This is a genomic window from Pantoea sp. IMH (genome assembly GCF_000599885.1).
In the GTDB taxonomy this organism is placed as follows: Bacteria; Pseudomonadota; Gammaproteobacteria; order Enterobacterales; family Enterobacteriaceae; genus Erwinia.
This window is the reverse complement of the sequence record NZ_JFGT01000002.1, coordinates 193,770-209,758: the sequence shown is the minus strand read 5'-3', so window position 1 is coordinate 209,758 and position 15,989 is coordinate 193,770. Positions and strand designations below refer to the sequence as shown.

The window sequence follows — 15,989 nt, the reverse complement described above, 5'->3', positions numbered from 1 at the left end:
ACAGAAGGTTATCCGATTAAATTGTGGGGGGTGGTCTTCGATAAATTTTAGTTAGGGGATGTTATGACCGGTGTATTGGCAAGCACGGCGGCTGCGGTAGGGATTCTTGATAAAGCGGTGAGCATCACCCAGAAACTGCGAATAACAGTGATGAACTGGACAAGGCCACGCTCAAACTTGAGTTGGCTAATCTGATGGTTGAACTTGCTAACGCCAAGATAGAAGCCGTGACAATGCAAACACTTTTGTTCGATGCCGAGCAAAAGATCAAAGATCTTGAGGGGAGTTTAAATGAATCGCCACGGATAACCTAGACACTTCCGAGCCGTTGATAATATTGGTTTTCATATTCTGCCGGTGAAATCTGATTGCTCGAACCATGCCGACGCTTACTGTTATAAAACATTTCGATGTAATCAAAAATATCGCTGCGGACTTCCTCCCGCGTTCCGTAGATCTTTTTCTTTATCCGCTCGCGTTTCAGTAACTGGAAAAAGCTTTCTGCAACCGCGTTATCGTGACAGTTACCGCGACGGCTCATACTCCCCTCTAGGCCGCGTGATTTCAGGAACGACTACCACTCATGGCTTGTGTACTGACTGCCCTGACCGAGTGAACCAGCACCGCCATACAGCCATCAGCAGTGCGTTCAGGACAATGTCCTTTGTCATCCGGGATTGCATTGACCAGCCGATAACCTTACGTGAGAACAGGTCAACAACCGCGGCCAGATACAGCCAGCCTTCGTGGGTTCGGATGTAGGTTATGTACGTTACCCAACGCTCATCCGGAGCATCCGGATTGAACTGTCGCTGGAGCCTGTTGGGCGACACGATACTGGCCTCGCCTTTGCGTGCCCGCAGACTCCGGTACCCGACCTGAACCTTTATCCCGACACGCTTCATCAGTCGCCAGACTCTGTTCACTCCGCATTGTTGCCCGGTATCCCGCAGATCGAGATAGATCTTGCGATAGCCATAAACGCAGCCCGATTCCAGCCAGAACTGCTTGATATGCCCCGTCAGCTTCAGGTCAGCATGATACCGTCGTGAATGTGGCTGCTTAAGCCAGGCGTAAAACCCACTCGGATGCACATCCAGCACCTGGCAGAGCAGGCGGACAGGCCAGCAACGATTGTTGTCACGGATAAAGGCGTACCTCAGTCGGACAGCTTTGCGAAGTACGCCGCGGCTTTTTTTAATATGTCCCGTTCGTCAGTAATCCGCTTCAGCTCCTTCTGGAGTCGGCGGATCTCGGCCTGAGCATCTGACTGTCCTTTATTAGCTGATGAGTCCGGACCGTACTTCTTTATCCAGGCGTAAAGGCTGTGGGTGGTGATATCGAGACGTGTTGCAACGCTGGAAACAGAATGACCGCGATCAGCAACCTGTTTTACTGCTTCAATTTTTAAACTCTTCGGGATAACGCTTACCGCTCAGGGGCACCTCTCTTCAGGTCATTTTAAATGATTCTGAGGTGTCTGTTAAACCTGTGGCGATTCATTTTGCTTCCCTATGGGGTACAAAACGGGGCACAAGGTGAGGTACAATGCTCAATAGTGAAGCTCGTAAAAACAAGCTTATATAAGCATGTGATTTTATGTAACTCATTAATTAATAAATAAATGCAATCTATATGACTCGGGGTGCCCGTAAGGGCTGAGAAATACCCGTTGAACCTGAACTGGATAATGCCAGCGTAGGGAAGTCAGATGCCTGACCGCATCAGCCTTCTTGATCGCCGGTTGGGAGCTTTACCATGATCCAACCTCAACGCTTTACGGCGGCCGCCGCCTCGCTCACGCTTTTTCATCAAAAAAAACCGCTTATCCACTGCCTCACCAATGATGTTGTGCAGACGTTCACCGCCAATGTTCTGCTCGCGCTGGACGCCTCGCCCGCCATGGTCATCGATCCGGAGGAAGCCGGACAATTTGCCGCGCTGGCTGATGCGCTACTGATTAATGTCGGAACGCTCACGCAGGCCAGTCGCGAAGCGATGCTGGCAGCGGTAGAGGCTGCCGCTGCGGCAGAGAAACCCTGGACGCTCGATCCCGTCGCGGTAGGGGCGCTGAGTTTTCGCAGCGAATTTTGCCAGCAGCTGCTTGCTTATCGTCCCGCCGCCATACGCGGCAACGCCTCGGAAATTCTGGCGCTGGCGCGTCAGCCCGTCTCCGGACGCGGTGTGGACAGCCTGCACGCCTCCAGCGCTGCCCTGGAAGCCGCTCACCAGCTGGCGCTCGACTGCGGTGCCATCGTGGCGGTGACCGGCGAAGACGATTTTGTGACCGACGGGCAACGCTGCCTGCAAATCCCCGGCGGATCGCCGCTGATGACGCGGGTTGTTGGCACGGGCTGTGCGCTTTCAGCCGTGGTGGCCGGGTTCACCGCGCTGCCGGGCGATCGTCTCTGTCATATCGCCAGCGCCTGCCGGATCATGAGCCTGGCCGGGGAGCGTGCTGCTGCACTTGCAGGCGGGCCGGGCAGCTTCGTTGCTGCCTTTCTCGATACGCTTTACGGCCTGAAGGGAGAGACGATCCAATGAAACGCATCAATGCACTGACAATCGCCGGCACCGATCCCAGCGGCGGCGCGGGTATCCAGGCCGATCTGAAAACCTTCTCCGCGCTTGGCGCTTACGGCACCAGCGTGATCACTGCGCTGGTGGCGCAAAACACCTGCGGCGTCCAGTCGCTTTACCGTATTGAACCTGACTTTGTCGCCGCGCAGCTGACGTCGGTGCTGAGCGATGTACGTATCGACAGCGTCAAAATCGGCATGCTGGCAGAGAGCGATATCATTGAGGCGGTGGCGGAAGGTTTACAGGCGGCGCCGGTTCCCTGGATCGTACTGGACACGGTAATGCTGGCGAAAAGTGGCGATGCTTTACTCACGCCCGGCGCGGTGGCAACGCTACGTCAGCGGCTGCTGCCACAGGTGTCGCTAATCACGCCGAACCTGCCCGAGGCTGCCGCACTGCTTGAATGTTCTGTCGCCACCAGCGAGCAGGAGATGCGTCAGCAGGGCAGAGCGCTGCTGGGATCAGGCTGCCGGGCTGTACTGATGAAAGGCGGCCATCTCAGCGATACGGAAAGCCCGGACTGGCTGATCACGCCCGATAGGGAGCTGCGCTTCACCGCGCCGCGCGTACCGACCCGGCACACGCATGGTACGGGCTGTACACTGTCTGCGGCCCTGGCCGCGCTCCGGCCCCGGCATCAGGAATGGGCGACGACCGTGCAGGAGGCGAAGCGCTGGCTGCAGGGCGCGCTTGAACAGGCCGATACGCTGGAGGTAGGCAAAGGCATCGGCCCGGTTCATCATTTCTGGCGCTGGTGGTAGCGGTGAAAATTTCCGTGGGATGGTTCTGAAAAATGGCGTCAGCCATTTGCGTTAGCCGGTGCAACGGGTCCAGGCTGTCTGGGTTCAGGAATCACTAATTCCCTTCAATCAGGAGCTAACATGACGGACATCGTAAAGTTACTGGGCAATGAAGCTGACGCACTGCTGCAACACCGTTGTATGACTATCCCTGCCGCAAACCTTTATCTGCCTGGTGCGGATTATGTTGATCGGGTCATGATCGACAATAACCGTTCACCCACGGTCCTGCGTAATATGCAGACGCTCTACAATACAGGCCGTCTGGCGGGAACGGGTTACCTCTCTATCCTGCCCGTTGATCAGGGCGTGGAGCATTCGGCAGGGGCGTCGTTTGCCGCCAATCCGCTTTACTTTGATCCGCGCAACATTGTCGAGCTGGCGATTGAGTCAGGCTGTAACTGCGTCGCCTCGACCTTCGGCGTGCTCGCTTCTGTTTCGCGCCGTTATGCGCACCGCATTCCGTTTATGGTCAAACTGAACCATAACGAAACGCTGAGCTACCCGACCCAGTATGACCAGACGCTTTATGCCAGCGTAGAGCAGGCTTTTAACCTTGGTGCGGTTGCCGTTGGGGCCACTATTTACTTTGGATCGGAGCAATCCCGCCGTCAGCTGGAAGAGATCGCCGTGGCGTTTGAGCGGGCGCACGAACTTGGTATGGTTACCGTACTGTGGGCTTACCTGCGTAACAATGCCTTTAAAAAAGAGGGTGTTGACTATCACGCCAGCGCCGATCTTACCGGGCAGGCAAACCATCTGGCTGCGACCATCGGCGCGGATATCGTGAAGCAGAAAATGGCGGAGAACAACGGCGGCTATAACGCCGTGAAGTTCGGCTCTACCGATGAGCGGGTTTATACCCATCTGACCAGCGACAACCCGATTGATCTGGTGCGATATCAGCTGGCCAACTGCTTTATGGGGCGGGCCGGGCTGATCAATTCCGGCGGCGCCTCGGCGGGCGAAACGGATATGGCCGAGTCGGTACGTACGGCGGTGATTAACAAACGAGCGGGTGGCATGGGGTTAATTCTGGGACGTAAGGCGTTTAAAAAGTCGATGAAAGAAGGCGTGGCGCTGATCAATGCGGTGCAGGATGTCTATCTGGCTAAGGATGTGACCATCGCCTGATGGGAACTGACGGGCAGGCTTGTTCCTTAGCGGCAGGCCTGCCTGAGCGTCAGGGTTGCTCGAACCACTCGCTGTTCTGTTCCGCGATTGGCGTTATCGAAAAAATCATCTCCTGAAGATGACGACGCAGCGCGGCTTCCGCGCCCTCAACGTCCTTTGCCACCAGTGCCTGATAAATTTCATTATGCTGCGCGATCAGGATTTCCGGCGGGGAAACTTTACTTAAGGTCAGAAAGCGCACCCGATCCATGGCGGCTTTGATATTCTCGATAGTCTCCCAGGCCAGTTCGCACTGGATACTCTGCGCGATAATCAGATGGAATTCATCGTCCAGCAGCAGAAAGGCCTGGCTGTCATGGCGCGCGGCGGCCATTTTCTGTAGCTGAAGATTCTGTTCCAGTCGTGACAGGGAGGCGGCCGAGGCCTCCAGCGCGGCGCGGCGCACCACGGCAACCTCCACCGCTTCGCGAATAAAACGGCCATCGGCAACGCGCTGCGCGGAAATTTTGCGCACAAAGGTGCCGCGCTGGGGAAGCACCTGTACAAGATCGGCTTCGGCCAGCTTAATAAAAGCTTCACGCACCGGCTGGCGCGAGACGGAGAAGCGGGCTGACACCTCTTTTTCTGACAGCAGCGAGCCCGGCGGGATGGCGCAGGTGACAATATCCTGGCGTAAAAAGCGATAAATCTGCTGATTAACGGGTTCGCTGGCGGTGATGGTATAAGCAATAGACATTCGGCACGATTCGTTATGGGTAAAGCCTCACTGAGGCTGGCGCAGGAACATTCAGTCTAATCAGCCTGATGCACCAGCGCCAGCCCTTTCGCCGTGAAACGATCAGTAAGCCGCAACGACCTGTCTGACTGCCTCTTTTGCACCCACTTTTAGCAGCAGCGCATAGTAGTGAATGACTTTTTCGCAGAACGCTGAGCTGTCCGGCAGATCCTCACCGAATACTGATTTCAGCGAGAGCAGGGCAGCGACGCGCGGCTCGCCTTGCTCGCTGGTGGCGACCAGCTGCGCCAGGGTTTCATGCATTGGATCGTTGATAATAATCGGCTGACCCTGTTCATCAACGCCGCCCACGAAGCGGATCCAGCCCGCCACGCCCAGCGCCAGCAGATCGAAACGGCTGCCGTTATTCAGGTGCCAGCGAATGCTGTCGAGCCAGCGCTGCGGCAGCTTCTGCGTGCCGTCGGTAGCGATCTGATAGGTGCGGTGACGAATGGCGCGGTTCTTATAACGGGCAATCAACGAATCCGCATAGGCGACCAGATCCACATTTTCAGTCCGTAATGTCGGAGCCTGCTCGTCTAACATCAGCTTACGCGCTGCCTGTAAAAAGGCTTCATCGCCCATACAGTCGCTGATGTGCTCGTAGCCCGCCAGATAGCCGAGATAGGCCAGCAGCGAGTGGCTGCCGTTGAGCATACGCAGCTTCATCTCTTCAAACGGCAGGACGTCCGCCACCAGTTCGGCTCCCGCTTTTTCCCACTCAGGGCGGCCATTGACGAAGTTATCTTCAATCACCCACTGAAAGAAGGGCTCGCACTGTACGCCGGCCGGATCGGCGCAGCCCAGCTTCTCTTTTAGCGCATCGAAGGCCTGTTCGGTCATCGCGGGCACAATGCGATCGACCATCGTCGAAGGGAAGGTGATATGGGTGCGGATATAGTCTGCCAGTGCCGGGTCGGTTTGCTCCGCAAGTTGGGTGACGACGTTGCGGGTGACGTGTCCGTTTTCCGGCATATTGTCGCAGGACATGACGCTGAAAGGCGGCAAACCTGCATCGCGGCGGCGGCGAATGGCGGCAAGGATAACGCCTGGCACCGATTCCGGTTCCTCAGGGTGCGCGAGATCGTGCACGATGGCCGGATGATCAACGATAAGCTGGCCGGTAGCGGGCTGATAGCAATACCCTTTCTCGGTGACGGTAATAGAAACAATCGCCACCTCAGGCTGACACAGGGCGGCAATCACGGCGTCGATGCCGTCGCCGTTGCGGTAGAGCGCCTGCCTGACCACGCCCACGACCCGGGTGTTCAGTCCGCTGTCGGCCATCTCGGTCACGCTGTAGAGCATATCCTGCTGGCGCAGCGCGTTGATCAGCTCACCCTGGTTAAAAGTGCTGGTTTCACACTCACAATACCCCCAGTCGCTGTTATGTTCAGCCGCCAGTCTGTCTGCACAGACGGCCTGGTGTGAGCGATGAAACGCCCCGAAGCCAATATGCACGATGCGCGCGCGCAGCCGGTTACGATCGTAGCGGGGAATGAGGGTGCCTTCAGGCAGTTGCTCAAGGGATAGCATAATTAATCCTTAATGTAATCGCGGGCGCGCCCTTGCGCGCCCAGTTAAACTCAGACAGATACCGCTTTGGCGGCAGGCCCTTTTGGACTTCTGATCACAAACAGCACCAGCATCGCGCCCAGTGCGGCAACACCGCCCGCCAGGACGAAGGCGCTGTCGAATTTGCCGGTTTGCTGAACGATAACCCCGGTCACGTAAGGGCCAATGATACCGGAGAGGCTGCCGACCAGATGGATGAAGCCGCTGATACCGCCCACGCGGCTCTTATGCACCACATCCTGCACAATCGCCCAGTAGATAGCGCCGGTGATATAGAGGAAGAAGATAGAAACTGACATCAGAATCACCGCCGGATAGACGCCCTTCACGGAGCCAGCGAGCGCCACGCAAATCGCCGCAGCAAGCAGGGAAACCACCAGGACGATTTTACGTGAAAGCAGGAGGCGACCCGTAATGTTGAAGATTTTATCGGAGATCCAGCCACCCAGCGCCAGCCCCACGAAACCGACAATCCAGGGGATCATGGTGGTATAGCTCATCGATTTGATGTCGAGGTTATGCGCCTGCACCAGATAGGCAGGAAACCAGCTGAGAAAGAAAAAGAGAATGTAGTTGTAACAAAAGAAAGCGAAGGCCGTGACCAGGATAACAGGCTGACGCAGATAGTGGCCCAGCCCGTAAGAGGACTGAGTCGCTTCTGACTCTTCAGACGCGGCCTGCTCCTCTTTCATCTGCAGAATCAGCGCACGTTCCGCTTCACTGACGCGGCGGCTTTTCAGCGGGTTATCAGCGGAGAGGAAGAACCAGAACACCATCCAGACCAGGCCGATGGAGCAGATGATCATAAAGGCCGGACGCCAGCCAAAGGCGAGTGCCAGATAGCCGATAATCGGGCCGGCAACCGCGCCACCGAGCGGCGAACCGGCGCTCAAAAAGCCCATGGCGGTGGCGGCCTGTTTTTTGGGGAACCAGCCGTTAATCGCTTTGTTGGCCGAGGCGCAGATCGGTCCTTCGGCCATGCCAAACAGCACGCGCAGGATCAGCATCGACCAGAAGCCGGTCGCCAGCGCCGTAAAGCCGCAAAACAGCGACCAGAGCCCTACCGCGACGCCAAGCACCAGAGTTGGGCCATATTTGTCGGTGGCCAGGCCGCCAACGAAATTGAAGATCGCATAGCCGAAGAAAAAGCTACTGAAAATTAAACCGAACTCTTCGGCATTGAGCATCAGATCTTTTTCAATCAGCGGCAGCGTCAGCGAGAGCGCTACCCGATCGAGGTAGTTGATCATATAGACCATGAACAGTAGCAGTACAATAATCCAGCGTAGGTTCTTAAACATAATAATACCTTGATTATATTTATCTTTATTATCTGAGGGATTATCCCGTCGGTCTGTGAGCTCGATCCGGGCAGACGTTTTTCTGCCGCTGACTCAAAACCCCACCGACCGACAGGCCGATGTTCAGGCCAGGCTCAGTATGACCTTACAGCAGTGTCGGGGATCTTTTTCAAACAGCGTCATGGCCTGTTCAATATCCGCCAGCGGGAAATAGTGGGTCACCAGTTTTTCCGGCTGGATCAGGCCCTGCTTCATCCAGTCGATCACCTGCGGAAAGCGATGGCTGTTAAGCCGTGAGGTGAACAGGGAAAGCTCTTTGCTGGTCAGGCTTTGCTGAGTCAGCGTACAGGGCTCGCCGGAGAAGCCGAGCAGGCCAATACGGGCAGCCGGCGAGGCCAGCGCAACGGCTTCTGACAGGATGGCGGGATGGCAGGCGGCATCGATAATCAGCGTCGGCATTTCGCCCTGCAGCAGATCTGAAAGCGGCTGCTCGCTGTTATTCAGTACTACGTCCGCACCGCTCTCGCTGGCCATCGCCAGACGCTCAGGCAGCCGATCGGCGACAATAACTTTGCGCACGTTATAGACGCCTTTCAGCACCTGAATCGCCGTCAGGCCCATCGGACCAGAACCGTAAATCAGCGCCACATCATCCGGCTGAGGTTTCAGGAAGGCGGTGATATTGGCCGCAATGGTAAAAGGTTCAACCAGGCTCGCCAGCTTATCCGGGATACTTTCCGGCAGCGTATAGGCGTTTGCTGCTGGCGCGACGGCATACTCGCTGAAGCCACCGTCGCGGTGTACGCCAATCACCTTGAGTTCGCGACAGACGTTAGGACGTCCGACCGAGCAGGGATAGCAATGACCGCAGCTGACCACCGGATCAACCGCCACGCGTTCTCCAACGCGGGCCGCGTCAACGCCTTCGCCTACCGCCTCGATCAGGCCAAAAAATTCATGTCCGATAACGCGCGGATAGCGGGCGAACGGATTATGACCATGCCAGATATGCACATCGGAACCGCAGATGCTGGCATATTTTACGCTGACGCGGACTTCACCTTTTGCCGGTTCCGGCAGAGGACGATCCTGTAATACCAGCTCGCCCGGACGTTCTATCACTACACTTTTCATCATTTTCTCCTTACCAGTTCCTGAGCGTGCCGTCTTCATGACGGGCGGCTGACAAAAAGTCAGGTTCACAGGGATACTTTGCCGCCAGCTTCTCAACATTTCTGCCGGAGCAGTGAATAAACACTTCAGCCCTGACGATCATCATTTTTGCCTTTGATAGTCATACTGATGTCTGGACGTTAATCACTATCGTACTACCATACAAGGCGACAGGTGCAAATCAGCGATCGTGATCACAGAGTTTTTGAAGCGGGATGGCAAAGCAGACGTTATCTGACGGGCGTGAAAAGAGGATGAAAAAAACACCGGATGAGGACGATATTTGATGAGAAAAACTGAAAGGCGGGGCCTTTCAGTCAGATGAGCCCGGAAGAGATCAGGCTAAGAGTTCACAGTCGGGCGGCAGGCGGCACAGCAGGGCATCCGGCATCACCTCAATGTGAAAGTCGGTGCCGCTGAGCGGTTCGCCATCAAGGTTAAACGTCATCTCATTGGGTGAGGTGATCCTCAGCCACGGCAGCGTGGCGGAAACGATATTCGGATTCTGCTCATCGCTGGTTAATGAATGCAGAAGGGTGGATAACAGTTCCTGCGAGGTGAGGATGCTGACGTTTAACAGGCCATCGTTGATTAATGCCGATGGGCAGAGCCGCTGACCACCGCCCGCCTGGCGTCCGTTACCAATGCCAATCACCAGCGCATCGCCCTGCCAGTTGAAGTCCGGACCGCTGAGCTCGCAGCTGTCCGCTTTCAGCTCATCCATCCGCATCAGGCCATGAATAAAATAGGAAACCCCGCCCAGCGCCGATTTCAGTTTAGCTGGTGTCTCGGTAGTAATCCGGGTGCCGAAACCGCCGGTGGCCATATTGATAAAATAACGCTCATGGTTCACGCAGGCCAGATCGACAGGCGTCGCCTTACCAATAATGGCCAGGCGCAGCGCGTTATCCATTTCATCGGGAATGCCGGCGCTGGTGGCGAAATCGTTCGCCGTTCCCAGGGGAAGAATGCCTAAAACAGGGCGTTGCGCCGCGTCGATGGTCGCCAGCGCCGTGGCAATTTCATTCAGGGTGCCGTCGCCGCCGCCGGCCACGATAGTGGCTGCCCCGGCTGCCAGCGCTTCTTTGACGTAACGTTCACCGTCGCCATATTCCCAGGTTACGCGAACCTCTACCGGCAGGCCCTCTTCACGCAGGGCGAGGATGGCCTCACGCAGCGCCTCATTGCCCGCGCTTTTACCATTAAGGATCACGAAAGACAGCGAATGTTTGTCCATGGTTGAAATCTCGTCAGAACAGGCCGTCAGGCCGGAAGTGTCATTGTTATAGCATATTCAGGGAAGGGCGGAACGGGGCTACGTCTGAATTCACGGCAAAGAAAAGCCCGCCCGGGGGAGCCGGACGGGCGAATGAGGTGGTGCATGGTGAAGCCTGCTGTTTCGTCTTGCTCATTTTTAGCAGGCCTTATTCTATCCAGAAACCGCCAGGGGTTATGTGATCAAATTCTAATTAAGGTTACTTCAGGTAACTTTAACGTAGTTATTGTCAACTGACGCCGTGACTGGCGGGCTTGTTGCAAGATTCCGCATCAGCAGTGCATAGGAAAGATCGACCTCATCCGGCACCGGGATCCAGACAAAATGCCCGTTACCCGGTGCGACCTCCACCGGCTGCGCTTTACGGTTCTCCATCCGGGCAAGCGTAAAGGTCAGATTACCGGCGGGGGTCATCATTTCCAGGCTGTCGCCGAGGGCGAATTTATTTTTTACATCGACCAGTGCCAGCCCGTCGCGGCGCTCCCCGGTAAATTCGCCAACAAATTGCTGACTGTCCGAGGCGGAGTAGTTGCGATCGTAAGTCTGATAGCTGTCATGCGTATGGCGGCGCAGGAAACCTTCGGTATAGCCGCGGTGCGCCAGGCACTCCAGCGTTTCCAGCAGGGTGGGATCGAAGGGCTTACCGGCTGCCGCATCGTCAATCGCACGGCGGTAAACCTGAGCGGTACGCGCGCAGTAGTAGAAGGATTTGGTCCGCCCTTCGATTTTCAGCGAATGGACGCCCATCTGCGTCAGCCGCTCAACGTGCGCTACCGCACGCAGATCTTTGGAGTTCATAATGTAAGTGCCGTGCTCATCCTCAAAGGCGGTCATATATTCGCCAGGACGCGTCGCCTCTTCAATCATAAACACCTTATCGGTTGGCTGACCTTCGCCCAGTACCGGCTCCACGTTGCTGACCGGAATAGGCGCATGCTGATGAACAATGTTGCCAATTTCATCCTGCTTGCCTTCCTGTACCTTATATTCCCAGCGGCAGGCGTTAGTGCAGGTGCCCTGATTAGGGTCGCGCTTATTGATATAGCCAGAAAGCAGACAGCGACCCGAATAGGCCATACAGAGCGCACCGTGAACGAAAATCTCCAGCTCCATATCGGGTACCTGCTGGCGGATTTCAGCAATTTCTTCCAGCGACAGTTCGCGCGAAAGAATGACTCTGGTGAGCCCCATCTGCTGCCAGAACTTGACCGTGGCCCAGTTAACCGCGTTGGCCTGGACCGACAGATGAATATCCATCTGCGGGAAGGCTTCCCGGACCATCATGATCAGGCCAGGATCGGACATAATCAGCGCGTCCGGTCCCATCTCGACCACTGGCTGGAGGTCGCGGATAAAGGTTTTCAGCTTGGCGTTATGCGGTGCGATGTTAACCACGACATAAAATTTCTTTCCCTGCGCGTGGGCTTCATTAATGCCGATCGCCAGGTTTTCGTGGTTGAATTCGTTATTACGCACGCGAAGGCTGTAGCGAGGCTGACCGGCATAGACGGCATCAGCGCCATACGCAAAGGCGTAACGCATATTTTTCAGCGTACCGGCCGGGGAGAGCAGTTCCGGTTTGAACATAGGGGTTTCCTGATAGCAGATCGGCATGACTTGTTGTTGCCGCACTTAGGCGCCGCTGCCTCAATACGCCATTAAGCGCAGGTAAAGCGCGCCCTGAGACGCTGTGCGATATTCAACAGAAATTTCGTGTTTCGCCCTGTGCGCCAGCGCGAGCCGGAACAGAGCGGATAACGTCGGGCAGATAAGGCTGCTCTACGGGCAGCCTTACTGAATGTGCGGGGATTGTAGAAGCTGGCAAAACAAATGTAAATTGCGCTAGATCAAACGGCAGACATCTGCCTCCCAGCGGTAACCCATGCCATAGACCGCCCGGATAAACGGCTGGTCGGCGTCCAGTCCCTCCAGCTTGCGTCGCAGATTCTTAATATGACTGTCGATGGTGCGGTCCGTAACCACGCGATAGTCATCGTAGAGATGGTTAAGTAACTGTTCGCGCGAAAAAACCTTGCCCGGCTCCTGCGCCAGGGTTTTGAGCAGACGGAACTCTGCGGGCGTCAGATCCAGATTAGCGCCGTCCCAGCTTGCCTGGAAACGATCTTCGTTGACCAGCAGGCGCGACGCCTTCTCCGCTTCTTCCGGCGTACGCGAACAGCGCCGCAGAATCGTTTTCACGCGGGCGACCACCTCGCGTGGGCTGAAGGGCTTACAAATATAGTCATCTGCGCCGATTTCCAGGCCCAGTAAACGATCGATTTCCTCCGTTTTGGCGGTGATCATCATCACCGGCACGTCGGAGAAGCGGCGGATTTCACGACAAAGCGTCAGGCCATCCACGCCGGGTAGCATCAGGTCCAGCAAAATCATCTCCGGCGAGGCCTGTTTTACCCATTCAATCACTTCAGCGCCATGCAAAATATGGTGCGTGCGGTAGTTGGCAGCCTGCAGATAGTCAGTCAGTAACTGACCCAGTTTAGGTTCGTCTTCTACCACCAGAACCAGTGGGGCAAGCGTTTCTTGATTCATGAGATACCTGCTTAACGCATTAAAATCGCTCAATGATTTTTGTGCGGTAAGTGTACCGTAATTCGCACTCCTCCGGCATCAGAGTGATCCGCTTTAATGGTGCCATCATGCGCTTCCACAATATTCTGACAGATGGCAAGCCCCAACCCTGAACCGCCGCTGGCACGGTTACGCGAGTTTTCAGCCCGGTAAAAACGTTCGAATATCTGCTGGCACTGTTCATCAGTAATGCCGGGCGCGGAGTCGTCAAAGTAGATCCATTCTCCGTCAGGACGATTTTCAAGCGCGATCGTCAGCCCGCCGCCAGCGTCAGTGTAGCGCAGGCTGTTTTCCATAAGATTGGTAAAAAGCTGCATCAGACGATCGGGATCGCCGAACAGAGGCGCCTGTTCCGGCAGCCTCAGTGTCAGCCTCAGCGCACGGCTGCTGAAGCGACCGGCAAAATTGCTCGCCACCATTTCCAGCAGCGGCACCAGGTCGGTGTGGCGTTTCCGGTAGGCGAGCGCGCCCTCGTCTGAAAGCGAAAGCTGATGGACGTCGTCAACCAGCTTGGTCAGGGTACTCACTTCCCCCTGAAGAGAGACGATCGACTCCGGCGTCAGTTTGCGCACGCCATCCTGAATCGCCTCCAGTTCACCGCGCAGGATCGCCAGCGGCGTACGTAATTCATGCGAGATATCGGCCATAAAGGCGCGGCGCATCCGCTCATTTTTTTCCAGCGTGCTGGCCAGCCGGTTGAAATCCTGGGCCAGCCGGCCCAGCTCGTCACGGCTGCTGGCCTCGACGCGGCTGGTGAAATTGCCCGCCGCCAGATGCTGTGTTCCTTCGACTAAGCGTTTGACCGGCGCCAGCAGCCCACGGGACATCAGCCAGGTCACCAGCGCCGCCAGCAGCATGGTCAGCGCCACGATAATCCAGCTGGTACGCCTTTGCTGCTGATCGAAGTTGATATCCGCGCTGCGCGTCAGTCGCTCCGGCGGCGAGCCGATAACCCAGCCGACGATGCGGCCATCGCTGGTGGTAATGTTACGACGTGTGCCTTCAGGCGGAACCGGTCCGCGAGGGCCAATCATCACGTGAAAATGCTGATCGATGACCCAGAACGGGGTGCGCCAGCCGTGAGGCGGCAGGGTGCTGGTAGCGTCAGGATTCTGCTCCAGCGAGCGGAGGATCTGAAATATGAGTTTGTTATTGTGCCGCAAAAAATCCCAGTTGCCGTGCTGTTCGTACTGATCGGAGAGCGCATCGCTCAGCATAATAAGCCGCTGTTCGTTGCCCTTCTTGATGTAATCAATAAAGCCGTGCTCAAAGCTGAGCCGCACGCCCCAGTGCATGGTAATCAGCACCAGCATGCAGGTGGAAAAGATGGCGGCGAACAGCTTGGCGGTGATGCCAATGCGTATTTTCGCAAACATTAATGTGTTCTCCTGCGGCTGAGCTGTGCGTTTTTGCTGGCGTCAGGCGGCACGCGCCAGAAAATCAGCGCCGGCAGCGCAATCACCACAGCCACGCAAAGCCAGCTGTAAATAAAGGCCTGGTGTACCACTGCACTCCCCGCCAATGCCTGTTGACCGAAGGTGCCGAGCAGCAGTCCGGCGACGGTGACGCCGATACTCATCGACAGCTGCATCACCATCGAGAGCAGACTGTTACCGCTGCTGGCAAGATCGTCCGGCAGCGCCTTCAGCGTCAGCGTGTTCATGGCTGAGAAACGGATACCGTTGACCATCCCCTGAAAAAAGAGCACTACGGGCAGCAGATAATTCCATTCAAGCAGCGCAACCGCGGCAAACAGTAGCACCACCGCCGCCAGACCGAGTGTCGATCCCACCAGCACATTACGGTAACCGAAGCGGTTAACGATCTGTACCACGATGCGTTTTATCCCCATGCTGCCCAGTACCATCGGGATCATCATCAGTCCGGCATGAAACGGTGAAAACCCCATCCCGACCTGAAGAAATATCGGCGTCATAAATGGCAGCATTCCGCTGCCAATACGGCCTGTCAGGCTGCCCAGCAGACCCAGCGAAAAGAGACGGTTATCGAACAGCTTCAGGCTGAAAAGCGCGTTAGCGTTGCCGCGTGCATGCAGTAAATAGCCGAGCAGGGAAAAGAAGCCCAGCAGGATTGCCGCGCCGGTCATCAGAGGTAAAGCGCCCAGGCTGCGCTGCCCATCCAGCGCCAGGGTCAGCGTGGCCATGCCGACAGCCAGCAGCAGGAAACCTGCAAAATCAAAGCGGCGGGGCGGCATTCGCAGATTCGGCATCAGCATCAGCGTCGCCGCGGCACCGATCAGCCCTACCGGCAGATTGATCAGGAAGATCCAGTGCCAGCTGGCGTACTCCACCAGCACGCCGCCCAGCGCCGGACCCAGCAGCGGGCCGATCTGGCCGGGCAGCGTGACGAAGGTCATCGCCGCCATATACTGCTCACGCGGCACCAGCTTCATCACCGTCAGCCGCCCGACCGGCACCATCATTGCCCCACCGATCCCCTGCAGCACGCGGGCTGCGATCAGCTGATCGAGCGTGGAGGAGAGCGCGCAACATAGCGAGCCAAGGCTGAACAGCACGATGGCGCTGAAAAAGATATTCCGCACCCCACAGCGATCGGCCAGCCAGCCGCTGACCGGCAACATAACGGCGACGGTCAGGAGATAGGAGACGATGACCGAATGCATATGCAGCGGATCCTGCCCCAGGCTGACCGCCATTGAGGGCAGGGCGGTATTGACGATGGTGGTATCCAGCGTCTGCATAAAAAACCCGAAGGCAACGATCCAGAGCTGCCAGCGTACATTCTGGGGAAGCGTATTCATCGCC

General features: G+C 56.6%; 13 protein-coding genes, 1 pseudogene and 1 riboswitch. Of the genes and pseudogenes, 3 read left to right on the top strand and 11 right to left on the bottom strand.

Annotated features, from left to right (window positions below):
- Nucleotides 1-310 precede the first annotated feature (310 nt).
- Nucleotides 311-1,439 (bottom strand): annotated as a pseudogene (locus EA20_RS20020) (IS3 family transposase).
- Nucleotides 1,440-1,631: 192 nt separating this feature from the next.
- Nucleotides 1,632-1,722: riboswitch (TPP riboswitch) on the top strand.
- 36 nt (nt 1,723-1,758) lie between these two features.
- Between EA20_RS20020 and thiM the strand changes: the two are divergent.
- The 3 genes from thiM (at nt 1,759) to fbaB (ending at nt 4,514) form a co-directional block, all read left to right on the top strand.
- Nucleotides 1,759-2,544, top strand: a complete 786-nt coding sequence (thiM, locus tag EA20_RS0101035) for a hydroxyethylthiazole kinase (protein WP_024965058.1) — start codon at nt 1,759-1,761, stop codon at nt 2,542-2,544.
- Nucleotides 2,541-3,341: a bifunctional hydroxymethylpyrimidine kinase/phosphomethylpyrimidine kinase gene (gene thiD, locus EA20_RS0101030; RefSeq protein WP_024965057.1), complete on the top strand. Its 801-nt coding sequence runs from the start codon at nt 2,541-2,543 to the stop codon at nt 3,339-3,341. The genes thiM and thiD overlap by 4 nt, the downstream gene beginning before the upstream one ends.
- Before the next feature lie 120 nt (nt 3,342-3,461).
- A complete protein-coding gene (fbaB, locus tag EA20_RS0101025) occupies nt 3,462-4,514 on the top strand; it encodes a class I fructose-bisphosphate aldolase (RefSeq protein WP_024965056.1) in 1,053 nt (350 codons plus the stop codon).
- A gap of 49 nt (nt 4,515-4,563) precedes the next feature.
- Here the strand turns inward: fbaB and EA20_RS0101020 are convergent, their stop codons facing one another.
- From EA20_RS0101020 to mdtD, 10 genes are all read right to left on the bottom strand, one after another.
- Nucleotides 4,564-5,250: a GntR family transcriptional regulator gene (locus EA20_RS0101020; protein ID WP_024965055.1), complete on the bottom strand. Its 687-nt coding sequence runs from the start codon at nt 5,248-5,250 to the stop codon at nt 4,564-4,566.
- A gap of 102 nt (nt 5,251-5,352) precedes the next feature.
- Complete coding sequence (locus EA20_RS0101015; RefSeq protein WP_024965054.1) at nt 5,353-6,825, bottom strand: mannitol dehydrogenase family protein; 1,473 nt, start codon at nt 6,823-6,825, stop codon at nt 5,353-5,355.
- A gap of 50 nt (nt 6,826-6,875) precedes the next feature.
- Nucleotides 6,876-8,165, bottom strand: a complete 1,290-nt coding sequence (locus EA20_RS0101010; protein WP_024965053.1) for an MFS transporter — start codon at nt 8,163-8,165, stop codon at nt 6,876-6,878.
- A gap of 123 nt (nt 8,166-8,288) precedes the next feature.
- Nucleotides 8,289-9,299 carry a Zn-dependent oxidoreductase gene (locus EA20_RS0101005; protein WP_024965052.1) on the bottom strand — a complete coding sequence of 337 codons (1,011 nt, stop codon included), beginning with the start codon at nt 9,297-9,299 and terminating at the stop codon, nt 8,289-8,291.
- A gap of 10 nt (nt 9,300-9,309) precedes the next feature.
- Nucleotides 9,310-9,444 (bottom strand): hypothetical protein, encoded by a 135-nt coding sequence (locus EA20_RS21255; protein ID WP_369699771.1) that lies wholly within the window; start codon nt 9,442-9,444, stop codon nt 9,310-9,312.
- A 231-nt stretch (nt 9,445-9,675) separates the two neighbouring features.
- Nucleotides 9,676-10,575, bottom strand: coding sequence for a lipid kinase YegS (gene yegS / locus EA20_RS0100995; protein ID WP_024965051.1), 900 nt, complete (start codon nt 10,573-10,575; stop codon nt 9,676-9,678).
- A 243-nt stretch (nt 10,576-10,818) separates the two neighbouring features.
- On the bottom strand, nt 10,819-12,201 hold the full coding sequence (gene yegQ / locus EA20_RS0100990; protein WP_024965050.1) for a tRNA 5-hydroxyuridine modification protein YegQ: 1,383 nt from the start codon (nt 12,199-12,201) through the stop codon (nt 10,819-10,821).
- 255 nt (nt 12,202-12,456) lie between these two features.
- On the bottom strand, nt 12,457-13,164 hold the full coding sequence (gene baeR / locus EA20_RS0100985; RefSeq protein WP_024965049.1) for a two-component system response regulator BaeR: 708 nt from the start codon (nt 13,162-13,164) through the stop codon (nt 12,457-12,459).
- Between the two features lie 29 nt (nt 13,165-13,193).
- Entirely contained in the window at nt 13,194-14,579 is a 1,386-nt protein-coding gene (gene baeS, locus EA20_RS0100980) for a two-component system sensor histidine kinase BaeS (RefSeq protein WP_024965048.1), read from the bottom strand.
- Nucleotides 14,579-15,985: a multidrug transporter subunit MdtD gene (gene mdtD / locus EA20_RS0100975; protein ID WP_024965047.1), complete on the bottom strand. Its 1,407-nt coding sequence runs from the start codon at nt 15,983-15,985 to the stop codon at nt 14,579-14,581. Before mdtD ends, baeS begins: the two co-directional genes overlap by 1 nt.
- Nucleotides 15,986-15,989 lie beyond the last annotated feature (4 nt).